17 protein-coding genes are annotated in these 16855 nt (G+C 73.9%); 1 reads left to right on the plus strand and 16 read right to left on the minus strand.

Annotated features, from left to right (window positions below; genetic code table 11):
- Nucleotides 1-84: 84 nt before the first annotated feature.
- The 14 genes from panD to dacB form a co-directional block, all read right to left on the minus strand.
- On the minus strand, nucleotides 85-555 hold the full coding sequence (gene panD, locus BN3788_RS10765) for an aspartate 1-decarboxylase (RefSeq protein WP_234346600.1): 471 nt from the start codon (nucleotides 553-555) through the stop codon (nucleotides 85-87).
- On the minus strand, nucleotides 552-1508 hold the full coding sequence (panC, locus tag BN3788_RS10770) for a pantoate--beta-alanine ligase (RefSeq protein WP_082812804.1): 957 nt from the start codon (nucleotides 1506-1508) through the stop codon (nucleotides 552-554). Before panC ends, panD begins: the two co-directional genes overlap by 4 nt.
- Entirely contained in the window at nucleotides 1505-2626 is a 1122-nt protein-coding gene (locus tag BN3788_RS10775; RefSeq protein WP_082812805.1) for a Rossmann-like and DUF2520 domain-containing protein, read from the minus strand. The genes panC and BN3788_RS10775 overlap by 4 nt, the downstream gene beginning before the upstream one ends.
- Nucleotides 2623-4095 carry a PH domain-containing protein gene (locus tag BN3788_RS10780; RefSeq protein ID WP_234346601.1) on the minus strand — a complete coding sequence of 491 codons (1473 nt, stop codon included), beginning with the start codon at nucleotides 4093-4095 and terminating at the stop codon, nucleotides 2623-2625. The genes BN3788_RS10775 and BN3788_RS10780 overlap by 4 nt, the downstream gene beginning before the upstream one ends.
- On the minus strand, nucleotides 4092-4613 hold the full coding sequence (locus BN3788_RS10785; RefSeq protein ID WP_066585629.1) for a PH domain-containing protein: 522 nt from the start codon (nucleotides 4611-4613) through the stop codon (nucleotides 4092-4094). The genes BN3788_RS10780 and BN3788_RS10785 overlap by 4 nt, the downstream gene beginning before the upstream one ends.
- A gap of 43 nt (nucleotides 4614-4656) precedes the next feature.
- Complete coding sequence (locus tag BN3788_RS10790) at nucleotides 4657-5145, minus strand: DUF3180 domain-containing protein (protein WP_066585632.1); 489 nt, start codon at nucleotides 5143-5145, stop codon at nucleotides 4657-4659.
- Nucleotides 5145-6482 (minus strand): 2-amino-4-hydroxy-6-hydroxymethyldihydropteridine diphosphokinase, encoded by a 1338-nt coding sequence (gene folK / locus BN3788_RS10795; protein ID WP_234346602.1) that lies wholly within the window; start codon nucleotides 6480-6482, stop codon nucleotides 5145-5147. The genes BN3788_RS10790 and folK overlap by 1 nt, the downstream gene beginning before the upstream one ends.
- Complete coding sequence (gene folP / locus BN3788_RS10800; protein ID WP_066585635.1) at nucleotides 6479-7381, minus strand: dihydropteroate synthase; 903 nt, start codon at nucleotides 7379-7381, stop codon at nucleotides 6479-6481. Before folP ends, folK begins: the two co-directional genes overlap by 4 nt.
- A gap of 22 nt (nucleotides 7382-7403) precedes the next feature.
- The gene (gene folE, locus BN3788_RS10805; RefSeq protein WP_066585638.1) at nucleotides 7404-8006 is read right to left on the minus strand and encodes a GTP cyclohydrolase I FolE; all 603 of its coding nucleotides are present in this window, start codon (nucleotides 8004-8006) and stop codon (nucleotides 7404-7406) included.
- Nucleotides 7993-10032 (minus strand): ATP-dependent zinc metalloprotease FtsH, encoded by a 2040-nt coding sequence (gene ftsH, locus BN3788_RS10810; protein WP_066585640.1) that lies wholly within the window; start codon nucleotides 10030-10032, stop codon nucleotides 7993-7995. The genes folE and ftsH overlap by 14 nt, the downstream gene beginning before the upstream one ends.
- A gap of 113 nt (nucleotides 10033-10145) precedes the next feature.
- The gene (gene hpt, locus BN3788_RS10815; RefSeq protein WP_452094365.1) at nucleotides 10146-10685 is read right to left on the minus strand and encodes a hypoxanthine phosphoribosyltransferase; all 540 of its coding nucleotides are present in this window, start codon (nucleotides 10683-10685) and stop codon (nucleotides 10146-10148) included.
- A gap of 11 nt (nucleotides 10686-10696) precedes the next feature.
- Nucleotides 10697-11854 carry a tRNA lysidine(34) synthetase TilS gene (gene tilS, locus BN3788_RS10820; RefSeq protein ID WP_066587082.1) on the minus strand — a complete coding sequence of 386 codons (1158 nt, stop codon included), beginning with the start codon at nucleotides 11852-11854 and terminating at the stop codon, nucleotides 10697-10699.
- On the minus strand, nucleotides 11854-12957 hold the full coding sequence (locus BN3788_RS10825; protein WP_066585644.1) for a zinc-dependent metalloprotease: 1104 nt from the start codon (nucleotides 12955-12957) through the stop codon (nucleotides 11854-11856). The genes tilS and BN3788_RS10825 overlap by 1 nt, the downstream gene beginning before the upstream one ends.
- Before the next feature lie 47 nt (nucleotides 12958-13004).
- Nucleotides 13005-14417, minus strand: coding sequence for a D-alanyl-D-alanine carboxypeptidase/D-alanyl-D-alanine endopeptidase (gene dacB, locus BN3788_RS10830; RefSeq protein ID WP_066585645.1), 1413 nt, complete (start codon nucleotides 14415-14417; stop codon nucleotides 13005-13007).
- Between the two features lie 219 nt (nucleotides 14418-14636).
- On the opposite strand from dacB, the gene BN3788_RS10835 reads away from it, so the two are divergent.
- The gene (locus BN3788_RS10835) at nucleotides 14637-15131 is read left to right on the plus strand and encodes an inorganic diphosphatase (RefSeq protein WP_066585646.1); all 495 of its coding nucleotides are present in this window, start codon (nucleotides 14637-14639) and stop codon (nucleotides 15129-15131) included.
- 81 nt (nucleotides 15132-15212) lie between these two features.
- On the opposite strand, the gene BN3788_RS10840 is transcribed toward BN3788_RS10835, so the two are convergent.
- A complete protein-coding gene (locus BN3788_RS10840) occupies nucleotides 15213-15560 on the minus strand; it encodes a C40 family peptidase (protein ID WP_066585648.1) in 348 nt (115 codons plus the stop codon).
- Nucleotides 15561-15878: 318 nt separating this feature from the next.
- Nucleotides 15879-16694, minus strand: a complete 816-nt coding sequence (locus BN3788_RS10845) for a coiled-coil domain-containing protein (RefSeq protein ID WP_066585651.1) — start codon at nucleotides 16692-16694, stop codon at nucleotides 15879-15881.
- Nucleotides 16695-16855 lie beyond the last annotated feature (161 nt).

Consider the following 16855-nt stretch of genomic DNA (forward strand, 5'->3'; position numbering starts at 1 on the left):
GGACGGCGGGGTCGGCCTGCGCGGGAGCGCTGGACGGCGCCGTCGCGGCGAGGGTCGTCGGGGGGACGGGTGCGGGCGCCCCGGTCACCAGCTCGAGCCCTGGACCAGCCCACGCCCCTCGGTGAACGGCACCCCGCTGGGCTCGAGGCCCGACTCCTCGGTCCAGGAGGCGGGCACCTGCCCGGGGTCGTCACCTGTGTCGATGATGCGGTTCTCGCCGTCGACCAGCACCACATGCGGCTCATACGTGCGAGCCTCGGCATCCGACATGATCCCGTACGCGATGAGGATGACGATGTCGCCCGGGTGCACCAGGTGCGCTGCCGCGCCGTTGATGCACACCTGGCCCGAGCCGCTCTCCCCCGCGATGGCGTACGTGGTCAGCCGGGAGCCGTTGGTGACGTCGACGACGTCCACCTGCTGGCCGGGCAGCAGGTTCGCGGCCGCCAGCAGATCGGCGTCGACGGTGATCGACCCGACGTAGTGCAGGTCGGCCTGTGTCACCGTCGCGCGGTGGATCTTGCCGATCATCATCGGTCGCTGCAGCGTGGTCATGCTTCTCCCTGGTGTGCGTCGGCCTGACGCGTGCCTGCCACGCCCGCGCCGTGCAGGCCCAGGTCGGACCCGCCCAGCTCGAGCGTCGTGTTGTCGATGAGCCGGACGCCGCCCACCCGCGCGGCGAGCGCGAGCACCGCCATCCCGCGGTGGTCCGCCGCGACGTCCGCGAAGGTGCGGGGATCGACCAGCGCGACGTAGTCCACGTCGATCTGCGCCGCGTCCAGTGCCGTGCGCACGCGGGCCCGCAGGTCGTCCGGCGAGGCCCCCGCTCGCGCGGCCTCGGCGGCGTCGCGCAGCGACCGGGACAGCGCGAGCGCGCGGGCGCGCTGCTCAGGCGTGAGGTAGGCGTTGCGCGAGGAGAGCGCCAAGCCCTCGACGTCGCGCTGCGTGGGCACCCCGCGCACCTGCACCGGCACGTCGAGGTCCCGCACCATCTGGCGCACCGCCGCGAGCTGCTGCGCGTCCTTCTCACCGAACAGGGCCACGTCGGGGCGGGTGAGGTGCAGCAGCTTGAGCACGACGGTCAGCACGCCGTCGAGGTGCCCGGGCCGGGACGCGCCCTCGAGCACCTCGCCGATCCGGCCCGCCGTCACGCGCACCACAGGGTCGCCCTCGGGGTACATCACCTCGGGCGTGGGCGCGAACACCACGTCCCCGGCGCCGAGCAGGCCCTCGCCGGTCAGCGTCGCCAAGTCGCCGTCCAGGTCGCGCGGGTACCTGTCGAGGTCCTCGCCAGGGCCGAACTGCAGCGGGTTCACGAAGATCGACACGACCACCTGGGCGGCCAGCCGCTTGGCCTCGCGGACCAGCTCGACATGCCCGGCGTGCAGCGCGCCCATCGTCATCACGACGGCCCGCGCGCCCCCGGCGCCAGTCGGGGCCAGCGCGTCGGCCAGCTCCTGTCGGGTGCGGGCCAGCGTGGGCCCGCCCGCGCTGTCGAGCGGGTTCATGCGTCGTCCTCCTGCGGGTCGTGCGGGTCGTCGGGGTCGTGGGAGTCGTGGGAGTCCCGCTCGGGACCGGGTCCCGCGCGCTCCCCCTGGTGCAACGCCCCCGGCGGCGCGGTCATGCCCGGATCGGCCAGCGCGTCCAGCACGTCGCGCGCGGCGTCCTCGCGGAGCTGGCCCGCCGCCAGCGCGCGCTGCGCCGCCGAACGGGCGAGGACACGATAACTGGCGGAGATGTCCACGGCGCCGGTGCGGGCGCCGAGCTCGGCGAGCACCTCGGCGTGGTCCCGGACGGTGCCCGCGTCACCGCGGCGCACCGGCCCGGTGAGCGCCGTCAGGGCGCCCGCCCCCCGCAGCGCGAGCGCGTCGCCCGGCTCGTCACGCTCACCAGCCACGTCGTCCCAGCCGGAGCCCGTCGCGGTGGCCGACTCGCCGCGCAGGGCCCCATCGAGGGCGGCGTTCAGCAGCGGCGCCAACACCCGGCCCGGATCGTCGACCCCCGCGGCGGCGAGTGCCTGCCCCGCCTGCGCGACGAGCACCACCAGGTGGTTCGCGCCGTGCGCGAGGGCCGCGTGGTACAGCGCGCGATCCTGCTCGGCGATGACCACCGGCTCGCCGCCGATCTCCACGACCAGCGCCTGCGCGATCGGCAGCACGGGCCCGGGCGCCGTCACCGCGAACGTCGTGCCCTCCAGCCGGGACAGGTCCAGCGACGTGCCGGTGAACGTCATCGCGGGGTGCATGGCGAGCGGGATGACCCCCGCCGCGCGCGCAGGCGCCAGCACGTCGATGCCATGCCGGCCCGAGGTGTGCGCCACGATCTGCCCGGGCTGCCACGCGCCCAGGTCCGCCAAGCCGCTCACCAGCCCGGCCAACGCGTCATCCGGCACCGCGATCAGCACCAGCTCGGCGCGGCGCACCACCTCGGGCACGTCGACCACCGGGACGCCCGGCAGCAGCATCTCCGCGCGCTCCCGCGACTCGGCGGAGATCGCGCTCACCGCGACCACCGGGTGCCCGGCCGCGCGCAACGCACTGCCCAGCACGGCGCCCACGTGGCCCGCGCCGATCACCCCGACGCCCAGGCGCCCAGGGCGGCGCGACGGGTCGCCGCCCGCGCTCATGCGCCCTCCGGCCGGCGCATCCACTGCTCGGGCGTCGCGACCTTGCGGGCCGTGCTGGCCCGGTCGGACTGCTCCTCGAGCAACCGCGCGGCGACCTGCTCGTCGAGGTGGTCCACCGTGGGGCTCACGGGCCCCGGCGTGGAGTGCACCACCATCGAGGCGACCCGCAGCCGCCGCTGGATCGGCCCCTGGCGGAGCGCGAGGGACTGGGTGCGCTCATGCGGCACGACGACGAGCCGGCGCACGAACCGCCCCGAGCGGATCAGCAGGGCCCGGTCGGTGACCAGCACCCCGCGGCGGCGCCAGGCCAGCAGGTCGAGCCATCGCGCGCGCTGCGGAACCGTGGTGTACCCGGCGTCGTCGCCGGCCCCGGACAGGCCGGCCTCGACGACCGCCCGGGGATCGGGGACGCCGAGATCGGGCAGCACCAGCCACAACGCCAGCACCGCCTCGTCGCGGGTGCCCACGGGCAGCAGCACGTTCTCGGTGGCGTGGTCGGAGTCGCTCGACCCGCCGTAACCGGCGACGTTCATCTCCACGCGCCACCAGTCAGGCCCGCGCCACAACGGGCCTTGGGTGATCGACAGCGCCTGCACCCGGCCCGGGGGCACCGTCTGCGCCCGCGCCTCGGTGAGGCCGTGCCGCAGCCGGATGCCGTCCGGGGAGATCGCGGCCCGGAAGTTCGCGCCGCGGTTGAACCGCGTCCAGAAGTAGCCGGCGAAGCCGAGCAGACCGGGCACCAGCACGAACGCGGGCCCGACGTCGCGGTTGACCACAGTGATCACGATGATCGCGATGACGATGACCACCAGCCCGACCGTCGCGGCCGAGCGGAGCGTGGCGGCGACGAGGCGCCCTATCGGCACCTCGAACAGCGGCTGCTCCGGGGCGGCGGGCGCCTGCACCTCGCTCTCCGCACGGCGCACCCCGGCGGCGCGCGCGAGCAGCTCGGCGCGCACGGCCTCTGCCTCGGGCTCCCGCAGGAACGCCAGCGACACCGCCGAGCCCGATCCGCCCGCGACCTCGAGCCGCAGTTCGGCGAGCCCGGTGAGCCGGGCCAACAGCGGCTGCACCACGTCCACCGCCTGCAAACGGTCCAGCCGCGCCTGCCGCTGCTGGCGGAACAGCACGCCCTGCTGCAGGTGCACGGCCTCGTCGGTGACGGCGTACCGCGTCATCCGCCAGGCGAGCGCGGAGTACCCGAACCCGACCACCACGACAGCGGCGATGACCCCGAGCACGATCCGCCAGCCGCCGCCCTGCACCAGGTCGGCGGCCCGGCGCAGGTCGTCGCCGAACTGGTAGCTCGCGATCACGAGGACGCCGACGAGGACCTTCCCCCCCTTGATGGCCGGGGTGATGGGATGCATCCGGCGCCACTCCTGCGGCTCGACGCTCCCCGTCGGCTCCGGCTCGACGCCGCCCCTCGACTCCGGCTCGACGCCGCGAGGACCACTGTCGGTGCTCACAGCCCCGCCAGCCTGGCCTCACCGCGTGACGCGAGCCGGTCCCTCAACCGGGCGGCCTCATGCGGGGGCAGGCCGTCAATCGTCGCGTTCGTGCCCGGGGCGGCCGTGTGGAGCTGCACCGAGGCGATCTGGAACCTGCGGGCCAGCGGGCCGGCGGTCACGTCCACGTACTGCATCCGCCCATACGGCACCACGACCAGCGAGCGCAGCATGATGCCGCGGCGGATGAGCAGGTCGTCGGCGCGCTCGGCATAGGCCAGCGCACGGACCTGGCGCGGGATCAGCAGCGCCGCCCACACCCCGCACAGCACCACCACGGCGGGCAGCGACCACAGCCAGGGCAGCCCCGAGAGGACCGCGGGCGTCGCCGTCGCCACCAGCGCGATGACCAGCACGATGCCGGTCGACGTCAGGCGCGCGGTCGCCAGGCGGCCGGACACCGGAGTCCAGGTCACGTCAGACGGGTCGAACGGCCCTGGGGCGTCGAGGGCGGCAGCACCGTGCTCATGTGCGGTCATGGCCACCATCCTTCCACCGCCCGGCACTTCCACGGCAGGACGGTCAGCCAGCGACCGGCCCCGGATTGTGGTCGCGCCGCGCGGCCTCCTCGCCGTCCTCCGGCGGGACCTGGCAGAACCACTCCACGACCAGCCCCACAGCAGCCAGCACCAGCGCGCCGAACGCCGCCAGCGCCGCCGCGCCGGCCCGCCCGCGCTGCGACGCAATGTCCAGGTCGCCCGCGACGATCAGCACCTGCGCCAAGTACCACCCGGCGAGCAGCGCGCCGGTGTAGCAGGACGCCTTGGCGAGCACAGCGGTGCGGGCCGCCCGGATCGGGTCAAGCGTCGGCCGCTTGCCCCGCAGGAACTGCCGCACGGCCCACCCCATCGCGAACACCACGCCCGCAATGACGATCTCCACCACCAGCACGAGCCACGGCACAGTGGGCGGGGTCACCCGGCGGTTCTCGAGCACCACCAGCAGGAGCCACCCGGCGGAGGTGGTCACCAGCGTGACGAGCAGCAGTGTCTGCCAGCGCGTGCGCTGCATCACGCCCGCCAGTCGCCTGCGGGGTGCTGGCTCGGGTGCTGTCCGTGCGCCGCGGGGGACGTCCCCGTGGTGGACGGCCCCGCGTCGCGGCCCTGCTCCGCGTCGGGCTGCGGCTCGGGCTGCGGCGCCGGGACGGGGGCGGTCAGCCAGTCGAGCGCCAGCCACCGGATGCCGTCGCGGTCCGGGGCCGTCGCCGCGAGGGCAGCGACCGGGCCGCCGCCCAGGCCGGGCAGCACCGCGTCCGGGTCCACCTGCGCCCACGGCTGCAGCACGAACGCCCGGGCATGCGCCCGGGGGTGCGGCAGCTCGAGGTCGTCGGTGACCGCCAGCGTCGAGCCGACCACGATGAGGTCGATGTCGAGGGTGCGGGGGCCCCAGCGCTCCGAGCGCTCCCGGCCGTGGGCCTGCTCGATCGCCTGCGTGGCGTGCAGCAGGGCGCGCGGCGCCAGCGTGGTGCGGGCCAGCACCACCGAGTTGAGGTAGTCGGGCTGCTCAGGGCCGCCGACTGCCGCGGTGCGGGCCAGCGGGGACACGTCCACCACCTCGAGCCCCGGCACGCGGGCCAGGTCGGTGACCGCCGCCCGCAGGGTCTCCTGCGCGGAGCCCTGGTTGGCGCCGAGTGCGATCACCACGTTCACCGGGTGCGCGGGCGGCACGTCGAGCACGTCCTGTGGCGCCGGGGCGTGCGCCGAGCCGTCGGCGGTGGGCTGGCTGCCGGTCTGCAGCACCTCGTGCCAGCTCGGGTGAGGCGCGGTGGCCGCGGCAACCGGCGGCGGCGCGGCGGCAGCGGACGGCGCGACCAGCGGGAACGCGGCCGTCGACGTGGGCGGCGCCTGGACAGGCGTGGGCGCGGACGCCTCGGCCGGCGCACGGTACGGCTCCGCGGCGGGGAGCTTGGTCCGGTCGCGGTGGATCGTGACGACCACGTCGTCGAACGGCACGGTGATCGGGGCCTGCGGCTTGTGCACGGAGACGTCGACGGCCACGGCCTGGGGGAAGGCCAGCACCGTGGCGGCGATCCGCTCCGCGACCGTCTCGACCAAGTCCGCCGGGTCCCCGGCGAGGACGGCCGCGACCTGCTCGGCGAGGATGCCGTAGTGCAGGGTGTGCGCGAGGTCGTCCCCCGCGGCGGCCCGGCGCGTGTCGAGGTGCACCACGACATCGGCCACGAACCGCTGCCCCTCGCGGCGCTCATGCTCGAACACCCCGTGGTGGCCGATGGCGGCGATGCCCACCAGCCGGATCTGGTCGAGGGGCCGGCCCGAGGAGTCGAGGGTGACCCCACCGGCCCACGGGGCGCCGCCTCCGGGCGCCTGGCTGCCCGCCTCGGTGCTCACGGCATGTCCTCCCTCGTCGTCGTAGCGCCCCGGTCGTCGGCGCCGTCCCGCCATGCCGCCGCGACGCGGACCGCGTCCGCTGAGCCTGCCACCTCGTGCACCCGCACGCACCATGCCCCGGCCTGCGCGGCCAGCGCGGACACCGCGGCCGTGGCTCCGTCACGGGCCAACGGCGGCGCCGGCCCCCCCTCCGGCCCGGCCAGCAGGTGGCCCAGGAACCGCTTGCGGGACGCCCCCACGAGCACCGGGAACCCGTCGGCGACGAGCTCGGGCAGCCGCCCCAGGAGGGGCCAGTTGCTACTGCCGGCCTTCGCGAAGCCGAGTCCCGGGTCCAGCACGATCTGCTCGTCGTGCACCCCGGCGGCCCGCAGCTCCGCGACCCGCTCGGCCAGCTCACGACGCACATCCGCCACCACGTCGCCATAGCTGTCGTTCGCGTCCATCACGTCGGCGTGGCCACGCCAGTGCATCGCCACATAGACGACGCCAGTCCGCGCGACGGTCGCGTGCATCTCAGGGTCGGCGAGCCCGCCGGAGACGTCGTTGATGATCTGCGCCCCTGCGGCCACGGCCTCCCGGGCCACGACCGCGCGCGTGGTGTCGACGCTCACCACCGCTCCCCGGCGGACCAGGTCCTCCACCACGGGCAGCACCCGCACAAGCTCCTCGTCGACGGGCACCCGCCGCGATCCGGGCCGCGTGGACTCCCCGCCCACATCCAAGATGTCCGCGCCCTGGCCCATCAGGGTGACGCCGTGCGCGACGGCGGCGCCCGGCTTGAACCACCGCCCGCCGTCCGAGAACGAGTCGGGGGTGACGTTGACGACGCCCATGACCAGGGTGCGGTCGAGCCGCGCCAACTGGTCCGGGAGGGGACGGGGCCGTGTGCCGGTGCTCACGACAACGAGCCTAGGGGGTGTGTCAGCCCCGCAGGACGAGGCTCATGGCCTCGGCACGCGTCGCGGCCTCGAGCATCTGGCCGCGCACTGCGGAGGTCACGGTCCGGGAGCCGGGCTTGCGGACGCCGCGCATCGACATGCACAGGTGCTCGCACTCGATCACCACCAGGACGCCGGCCGGCTTGAGGTGGTCGACCAGCGCGTCCGCGATCTGCGTGGTCAGCCGCTCCTGCACCTGGGGCCGCTTGGAGTACACGTCCACCAGCCGTGCGAGCTTGGACAGCCCGGTGATCCGGCCCTCGGGGCCGGGGATGTAGCCGATGTGCGCGACGCCGTGGAACGGCACCAGGTGGTGCTCGCACGTCGAGTACACCTCGATGTCCTTGACCAGCACCAGCTCCTGGTGGCCGAGGTCGAAGCTCGTGGTGAGCACGTCCCCGGCGTCCTGGCGCAGGCCCCTGAAGGTCTCCTCGTACGAGCGCGCGACCCGGGCGGGCGTCTCCAGCAGGCCGTCGCGGTCCGGGTCCTCGCCGACGGCGATCAGCAGCTCGCGAACGGCCGCCTCGACCCGGGCGGCGTCGTACTCGCCCACGTGCTCGCCCGCCACCGGCTCAGTCCTGCCCATAGGGCTTCGGCGTGTCCTCCGGCGGCACCTCGACGGTGACCTGCGCGGGGTGCTCGGCCTTGGCCGCGGCGGCCTCGTCCTCCGGGATGACCGTGCCGTTCTGCTCGGCGCGCTCGGCGGGGGTGAGCACCGGCGGACGGTCGGACACCGCGCGCTCCTCGCTCGACAGCCACACCTCGCGGGGCGGGCGCTTGACGACCGGTGCGAAGATCTCGGCGAGCTGCTGCTGGTTGAGCGTCTCCTTCTCCAGCAGCTCCAGGACCAGGCGGTCCAGCACGTCGCGGTACTCGACGAGCACCGACCAGGCCTCGTCGTGCGCGGCCTCGATCAGGCGGCGGACCTCGACGTCGACGGTCGCGGCCACGGCCTCGGAGTAGTCCCGCCCGTGGCCCATGTCGCGGCCCATGAAGACCTCGCCGGACTGCTGCCCGAGCTGGATGGCGCCGAGCTTCTCGCTCATGCCGTACTGCGTGACCATCTTGCGGGCCACGGCGGTGGCCTTCTCGATGTCGTTGCTCGCGCCCGTCGTCGGGTCGTGGAACACGAGCTCCTCGGCGACACGGCCGCCCATCGCGTACGCGAGCTGGTCGAGCAGCTCGTTGCGCGTGGTCGAGTACTTGTCCTCGGTGGGCATGACCATCGTGTAGCCCAGGGCACGGCCGCGCGGCAGGATCGTCACCTTGGTGACGGGGTCCGTGTACCGCAGGGCGGCCGCCACGAGCGCGTGGCCGCCCTCGTGGTACGCGGTGATCTTCTGCTCCTTGACCTTCATGATGCGGGTGCGCTTCTGCGGCCCGGCGATCACGCGGTCGATGGCCTCGTCGAGGGTGTGGTCGTCGATGATCTCGCCGTTCGTGCGGGCGGTCAGCAGCGCGGCCTCGTTGAGCACGTTCGCCAGGTCGGCGCCCGTGAACCCGGGGGTGCGGCGCGCGACGGCGGCGAGGTCCACGCCGGGAGCCATCGGCTTGCCCTGGGCGTGCACCGTGAGGATCCGCTCGCGGCCCTTCATGTCCGGCGGGTCCACGGCGACCTGGCGGTCGAAGCGGCCCGGGCGCAGCAGCGCCGGGTCGAGGATGTCCGGGCGGTTCGTCGCCGCGATGAGGATGACGTTCGCGTTGACGTCGAAGCCGTCCATCTCGACGAGCATCTGGTTGAGCGTCTGCTCGCGCTCGTCGTGGCCGCCGCCCATGCCGGCGCCGCGGTGGCGCCCGACGGCGTCGATCTCGTCGATGAAGATGATGGCCGGGGCGTTCTGCTTGGCCTGCTCGAACAGGTCGCGCACACGGCTCGCGCCGACGCCGACGAACATCTCGACGAAGTCCGAGCCGGAGATCGAGTAGAACGGCACGCCGGCCTCGCCGGCCACCGCGCGGGCGAGCAGGGTCTTGCCGGTGCCGGGCGGGCCGTACAGCAGCACGCCCTTGGGGATCTTCGCGCCGACCGCCTGGAACTTCGCGGGCTCGGCGAGGAACTCCTTGATCTCCTGGAGCTCCTCCACCGCCTCGTCCACGCCCGCGACGTCCGCGAACGTGACCTGCGGGGACTCCTTGCTCACGAGCTTCGCCTTGGACTTGCCGAAGCTCATCACACGCGAGCCGCCGCCCTGGGCGTTCGACATGAGGAACCAGAACAGGCCCAGGATGATGATGAACGGCAGCACCAGGCTCAGCAGGCTGGTCCACCACGACGTCTGCGGGACGTCGGAGTTGTACCCGCCGGAGGGGTTGGCCTCGGCGATCGCGTCCACCACCGTGTCGCCCTGCGGCGTCACGTAGAAGAACTCGACGTTCTTGCCGAGGTTCGTGCCGTCCTGCTCCAGGTCGTCCTTGAGGGTGAGGTCGACCTTTTGGGCACCCTCGGTGACCTGGGCTTGTTCGACCTTGCCGTCGCGGATCAACTCCAGGCCCGTGGACGTGTCGATGCGTTGCACACCGGATCCGGTCAGCGCAGTCGCGCCGATCCACAGGAGGAGGACGGCGAGCACGATCCACAGTGCGGGGCCACGGGTGAGGCGCTTGAGATTCATGGGCGGGGCGAGACCCCTCATCCCTCCGGTCGCAAGGCTGGGTCTGGGTCGGCTTGAAAACTACACGGTGGAACTGGGGATGACCGCCCCTGTTCGCCCAGGGCAGGAATCGCTCAGGCGCTGTAGACGTGCGGCGCGAGCGTCCCGACGAACGGGAGGTTGCGGTACTTCTCCGAGTAGTCGAGCCCGTAGCCGACGACGAACTCGTTCGGGATGTCGAACCCGACGTAGCGCACGTCGACCTCGACCTTCGCGGCGTCGGGCTTGCGCAGCATGGTGGCGATCTCGACGCTCTCCGGGCCGCGGCTGCGCAGGTTCGCCAGCAGCCACGACAGGGTGAGGCCCGAGTCGATGATGTCCTCGACGATGAGGACGTGGCGGCCGATGAGGTCCGTGTCCAGGTCCTTGAGGATGCGCACGACGCCCGAGGACTTCGTGCCCGAGCCGTACGACGAGACGGCCATCCAGTCCATCTCGACCGACGTGTGCAGGCGGCGCACCAGATCGGCCATCACCATCACGGCGCCCTTCAGCACTCCCACGACCAGCACGTCCTTGCCGGCGTAGTCGGCGTCGATCTGCTGGGCCAGCTCGTCGAGCCGCGTGTTGATCTGCTCTTCCGTCAGCAGGACCCGCTCGAGGTCGTCACCCATGTCCGCAGGGTTCACCGTTCACCGTTCTCCGCTCGCTCCGGACCTTCTTGCCCCGGATGAAACTCCAGCCTGCCATACGCGCGCCGCACCTGGACACGCCCGGACAGCGCCACGATCCCCTGACCGTGCCAGCGGGTGACGAGCGCGTCGACCGCGTCGATGTGGGTGTGGGTCAGCGACCCCGCCTGCGCGCCCGACGCCAGGGCGGCGATCCGCAGCGCGCGCCGGCGGATCGCGGGCAGGGCGCGGCCCAATATCTCGACGTCGAGCACTATCGCCGCCGCGTCGGCCGAGTCCTGGGGCTGGCCTGGGCGAGCGGGTGGCGGCGGCTCCCGCCGCACGCCCCGGCTGTCCCGGCCCTCGGCGCCCTTGCCCACGGTGGCGGCGATGAACAACGAGTTGGCCAGCGAGTCCAGCGCGTCGGCGTCGGCCCGCAGCAGGTCGGCGGTGCGGGCCAGCGACAGCACGGCCCCCGGGCCAAGCACGTCCGCGATCACCGGCACCACCTCGGCCCGCACGCGTGAGCGTCGCGGCGCGCGACCGCCGCCCTCCGGGGTCAGCCCGCTGTTCGTCGGGTCATGCCAGGGGTCGAGCCCCAGCGCCTCGCATGCGGCGAGGGTGTCCGTCCGACGCAAGCCGAGCATCGGGCGCACGATCAGGCCGCGACGCGAGCGCATGCCGGCCAGCGACCGGGCGCCGGATCCCCGGGCCAGTCCCATGAGCACGGTCTCAGCCTGGTCGTCCAGCGTGTGCCCGAGCAGCACCATCGCGGCCCCCGACTGCTCGGCCGCGCGCTCGAGCGCCGCGTACCGGGCCTCCCGCGCGGCCGCCTCGGGCCCGCCTGCGGTGCCGACCTCGACGCGCACCACAGCCACCGGGTCCAGCCCAAGCCGCCGGCACTTGATCCCGGCGGTGGCGGCCACCTCCGCGCTCTCCGCCTGGAGCCCGTGGTCGACCACGACGGCCCCGGCGCGCAGCAGGGGGCCCGCGTGCGGGCGGCCCGCCATCCGCACGCTGCGCTGGGCGACGAAGGCCGTGCAGGCAGCGAGCGCGAGGGAGTCGGGCCCACCAGAGCATGCGACCAGCACCAGAGAGCCGTCCGGCAGGCCGACGGTGGCTGCGGTGACCGCCGAGCGGATCGCCGCGACGGCGGGCGCGGGGCCGGCCATCAGCCGTGCACGCGCCGCACCCACGCGCGCGGGTCGGCGATCTCACGCGAGGTCGGCAGGTGCTCGGGAGAGGTCCACACCACGTTGAGGCCGTCGACGCCGACGGAACGGCGCACCTCGCGCACGAACGCCGCGCCGTCGCGGTACTGGGCCAGCTTCGCGTCGAGGCCGAGCAGCCGGCGCAGCACCCGCTGCGGGCCGACGGCGTTCGCGGCGGCGTCGCGGCGGGCCTCGAACCGCGACCGGATCTGCCGCACCGACGGGACCACCGAGCGGCCCACGGCATCCATGAACACGTCCGCGTGCCCCTCGAGCAACGACATCACGGCGCTGACCTCCTCGAGCGCGCGCTTCTGCTCGTCCGCGAGCAGGTCGAGCACCCCGTTGCCGCTGTCGCGTCCCGACAGGATCTCGACGGCGAGCTGGGCGAGGTCGCCGAGGGCGGGCCTTCCGGGCCGCGCCATGCCACTGGACCGCGCCGTGCCCGAGCGGCCCATCCCCGAGCGGCCCACGTCGGCGAGCAGCTCCGACGCCCGCGCGCGCAGGTGCCCGGCCAGCCAGGGCGCGGCGGCGAACTGCAGCGCATGGGTCTGCTCGTGCAGCGCCACCCACAGGCGGAAGTCCTCCGGGACGACCCCCAGCGACCGCTCCACCTGGAGCACGTTCGGGGCGACCAGCAGCAGCCGGCCGCGGGGCGCCGTCGCGTCGCTGGTGAACGGGTCGAACTGCCCGAGCACCTTGCCGGACAACAGCCCGAGCACGCTGCCGACCTCCACGGCCCCGGCCAGGCGCATGGGGCGCGACGGGACCTTGCCGTCGGAGAGCTCCCTGACGAGCGGCCCGGACAGTGACTCGATCAGCCGGACGTTCGCGGCGGCCCAGCCGGCCCGGTCCACGACCTGCACCTTGGAGACCGGCTCGGCTTGCGGGTCCGCGCCGTCCGCGGGGAGCAGCCCGGTGATCCGCGCGGCATGTGCTGTCGCCGTGGTCGCGGCGGCGCGCAGGCCGGCGACGAGCTCCACGAGATCCTCGCGGGCGGCGGTGGGCCAGTCGACCGGTGCGGTCGGCTCGGTGGACGGCGCACGCACCGTGGTCGACTCCATCTCCCCACGGTAGACCGGGAAGGGCGATGACCGGCGGCTGGGAGGGGCTACTGGCACCCGCAGGCCGCGAGATCGGTGACGAATGCGTCGATCGCCGTGCGCGGGCCCCACTGGCCGCCGGGCGGCGTCTGGTCCGCCATCACCGCGAACACGAGCAGCCGGCCGTCGGCGTCCACCACGGTGCCCGCCAGCGACGTCACCCCGGTGAGGCTGCCGGTCTTGGCCCGGACCATCCCCCGGGCCGACGAGGCGGTGTACCTGTCGGACAGCGTGCCGGACAGCCCGGCCACCGGCATGCCCGTCATGACGCGCCGCAGCTCGGGGCGCGTCGGGTCGGAGGCGACCCGCATCATCTCGACCAGCAGCGTCGGGGACAGCGCCGAGCCGTCGCCGAGCCCGGAGGCGTCGGCCAGCGCCGCGCCCGTCGTGTCGACGCCCAACGCCGCGACGGCCCGCAGCACGGAGACGGTGGCGCCCTCGAAGCTCGCCGGCAGGCCCGCGTCCACGGCCACGAGCCGCCCGACGGCCTCGGTGACCGTGTTGTCGGACGTGTGCAGGAAATAGTCGACGATGTCGCCCATCGGGGCCGACTCCACGACCGCGAGCTGCGCCGCGTCCGGCGTGGCGGCGGCCCGGACGAGCGCGCCCGTCACCGTCACCCCACGCTCGGCGAGAAGCGCCACGAACGCCTTGGCGGCGGACATCGAGGGGTCGGTCTGCCGGGGCGGGTACTCCGCATCGGTGAGTTTCGCGATGTTCACCTCGAGCGCGGTGACGGGCGCGACGAATCCGAGGTTCACGTCCGACGCGCTCCAGGTGGGGCTGACCGTCGCGCCGCTGAACAGGGTGTCGTCCACCGCGAGCGTCACGTTGGGCTCGCCCGCCGCGACGAGCTGGGCGGCGGCCTGGTCCGCGAGGTCCGCCAGGCCAGCACGCCCGTTGACCGCGTCCGGAGACCCGGCGCCCGCGGCGAGCATCACGTCGCCGCCGCCCACCAGCACGATCTGCCCGGCCTTGCCGCGCACCACGCGGGTCTGCAGCGTCGCGCTCGGGCCGATCTCGCTCAGCGCGGCGACGGCCGTGAGGAGCTTGGCGGTGGACGCGGGCGTGCGCGCCTCGGCCCCCCGGTGCTGCGCGATCACCTGGCCGGTGAGCTGGTCCGCGACCACGACGCCGACGCTCGAGCCGAGCCGCGCGTCCGCGACGAGGGCGTCGACCCGGGCCTGCACCGCCGCGGCCGACGGGAGCGGCGACCCGGCGTCGAGGCCGCCCAGGACCCCAGCGGGCGCGACGCCCTCCACGGCCCCGGGAGCCTGGGGGAACGCGGCGGCGGGGGCAGGCTCCGGCGCGAGGGTCAGCACGCCGGGGACGAGGTCGTAGGCGTCGGCGGTCGCGTACCCGCCGGTTGCGAGCACGAGCACGAGCGCCGCCGTCCCCGCCGCGCGGGCTGCTGCCGCCACCAGACCTCCCCTTCGCCGCGCCCGCGATGGCCTTCGAGGCCTCCGCCGGGCGCCCTGGGCTCCGACACATGCGCGTGGGCGTTCCCGCCCATACCTTCCGGTGCGTCACACTAGGTCACACTGGGGCGGCGGGTCGCACGACGGCGCGTCGCGAAGAACATCGTGCGTGCACCGGCAGCGCCCATCAGGCATGGCGGCCCGCACCGGCGGAGGAGAGCTGTGGAGTTCGACGTCACGATCGAGATCCCCAAGGGTCAGCGCAACAAGTACGAGGTGGACCACGCGACGGGGCGCATCCGCCTGGACCGGATGCTCTTCACCTCGACGCGGTACCCGGACGACTACGGGTTCATCGAGGGCACCCTCGGCGAGGACGGCGACCCGCTGGACGCGCTCGTGCTCCTGGAGGAGCCCACGTTCCCGGGCTGCCTGATCCGCTGCCGCGCCCTGGGCATGTTCCGCATGCGCGACGAGGCGGGCGGCGACGACAAGGTGCTGTGCGTCCCCACGGGCGACCAGCGCGCCGCGTGGCGGCAGGACATCGATGACGTGTCCGACTTCCACCGGCTCGAGATCCAGCACTTCTTCGAGGTCTACAAGGACCTGGAGCCCGGCAAGTCGGTCGAGGGCGCCCACTGGACGGGCCGCGCCGAGGCGGAGGCCGAGATCGAGCGGTCACGCCAGCGCGCCATCGACGCGGGGTACCACCACTGATCCGTCCCTAGGGACGGATCGGGACGCCCCGTCGAGGCTCCTCTGGACTGCGTCGTCCAGGAGCCCCGTCGGGGCGTTCGGTCAGGGCCGGCCGGCGTACGTCATCGTGCCGGACCAGCGCATCGAGGTGACCCGCACCGGGACCCCTGCGCGAGGCGCCTCCACGATCTGGTTGTTGCCCATCCACATCGCCACGTGGGTGATGGAGTCGGGGTCGTTCACGTTGGAGCCCCAGAAGACCAGGTCGCCCGGGCGCATCTCGTCGTAGCTGATCTTGCGGACCTGCTTGTACTGGTCGCGCGAGGTGCGGTTGAGGTTCACACCCGCGTCCCGCCATGCCTTCATGGTCAGGCCGGAGCAGTCGTAGCCGTCGGGGCCCACGCCGCCCCACAGGTAGGGGGTCCCCACGCGGGCGACGGCCCATGCCACGGCCGCGGCGCCCTGCGCGGCGCTGCCGCGCGTGGTCCCCGTCCCCAGGCCGTACTGGCCCGACGGCGTGGACGGCGGGGTGGTCGGGGCGGTGAGGGAGCGGCCCTGTCAGCGGCCGCTAGCTCCTGTCGCCGGTGGGCGAGGAGGAGAGGGGGCCGGGCTGCGGGCACAGCCGAGCGTGCGCTGGTCAGCGACACATTCGGCAGAACATGGGTCGAGACTAGGAGGCCTGTCCTGGATGTGAAACCCGGGTCTCACACTGCGAGATCTAGTGTCCATGCGCCACGTCGCGCACGACATGTCCGAGATGCCAGGAAACTACATTGCTGTGACTCGTGAGGCTGGAGTGGCGGGTGTTCCCTTCGCCTCGATCCGCGGGTAGCGTGCGAGAACCGAGTGCCTCAGGCGCTCAAGTGCACGGCGCGGGCGGACGAAGGAAGACACGTGAGCACACAGCGGACGACCCCCCGGCGGCATCGGCACCTCGTCGCGCTGCTCGGCGTCGGCGTGGGTCTGCTCGGCGGTGGCGAGGGCGTCCTTCGCCGCGCGGGTCTTGTCCTCCTGCTCCGCGTAGGCGTCGTCCGATCGCGTCTTGAGCGCTGTGGCGACGAGCTGCGTGGCCAGGTAGGACTGCACGGCCTCGTCCGACCGGGCGCCGACGCGCGCGATCGCGTTGCTGCGCTCGACGAGCTCTTCGAAGCCCTCGGCGGAGAGGAAGGCCTGCACGCCGTCCATCGACCCGCCGGAGCGGGCGGCCTGCCGGGCGACGGCCACGAGGGTCCGACGCGCGTGCTCGGCCTCCTCGTTGGCGCGCTCATAGCGCTCGGCGGCGACCTCGGCGGAGGCGGCTGCGGTCTCACGGTCGACCTCGGCACGGGTGTAGGCCTCGCCGGCCGCCTGCACGGCGACCTCGGCGGCCTCCCGCTCGACGCTCTGCTGCGCGAGCCGCACCTCGATCGCGGCGACGGAGCGGGAGGCGCCGGCGACGGCGGCCCGGGCGTCGCGCACGTCCTTGTCGCTGGGCGCGCTGGGCTCGGCCATCGCGGGGACGGACGGCGCTATGACCAGCAGGCCGACGCCGAGCAGCGCGACGAGGTGCCGATGCCGCCGGGGGGTCGTCCGCTGTGTGCTCACGTGTCTTCCTTCGTCCGCCCGCGCCGTGCACTTGAGCGCCTGAGGCACTCGGTTCTCGCACGCTACCCGCGGATCGAGGCGAAGTGAACACCCGCCACTCCAGCCTCACGAGTCACAGCAATGTAGTTTCCTGGCATCTCGGACATGTCGTGCGCGACGTG

This window comes from Cellulomonas timonensis (assembly GCF_900046455.1).
GTDB classification, from domain to species: Bacteria; Actinomycetota; Actinomycetes; order Actinomycetales; family Cellulomonadaceae; genus Cellulomonas_A; species Cellulomonas_A timonensis.

Bases quoted from the DNA above. Each gene is read 5' to 3' on its own strand.
- panD (WP_234346600.1), bottom strand. From the start codon at position 555: ATGACCACGCTGCAGCGACCGATGATGATCGGCAAGATCCACCGCGCG.
- panC (WP_082812804.1), bottom strand. From the start codon at position 1,508: ATGAACCCGCTCGACAGCGCGGGCGGGCCCACGCTGGCCCGCACCCGA.
- BN3788_RS10775 (WP_082812805.1), bottom strand. From the start codon at position 2,626: ATGAGCGCGGGCGGCGACCCGTCGCGCCGCCCTGGGCGCCTGGGCGTC.
- BN3788_RS10785 (WP_066585629.1), bottom strand. From the start codon at position 4,613: ATGACCGCACATGAGCACGGTGCTGCCGCCCTCGACGCCCCAGGGCCG.
- BN3788_RS10790 (WP_066585632.1), bottom strand. From the start codon at position 5,145: ATGCAGCGCACGCGCTGGCAGACACTGCTGCTCGTCACGCTGGTGACC.
- folE (WP_066585638.1), bottom strand. From the start codon at position 8,006: ATGGGCAGGACTGAGCCGGTGGCGGGCGAGCACGTGGGCGAGTACGAC.
- ftsH (WP_066585640.1), bottom strand. From the start codon at position 10,032: ATGAATCTCAAGCGCCTCACCCGTGGCCCCGCACTGTGGATCGTGCTC.
- hpt (WP_452094365.1), bottom strand. From the start codon at position 10,685: ATGGGTGACGACCTCGAGCGGGTCCTGCTGACGGAAGAGCAGATCAAC.
- tilS (WP_066587082.1), bottom strand. From the start codon at position 11,854: ATGGCCGGCCCCGCGCCCGCCGTCGCGGCGATCCGCTCGGCGGTCACC.
- BN3788_RS10825 (WP_066585644.1), bottom strand. From the start codon at position 12,957: ATGGAGTCGACCACGGTGCGTGCGCCGTCCACCGAGCCGACCGCACCG.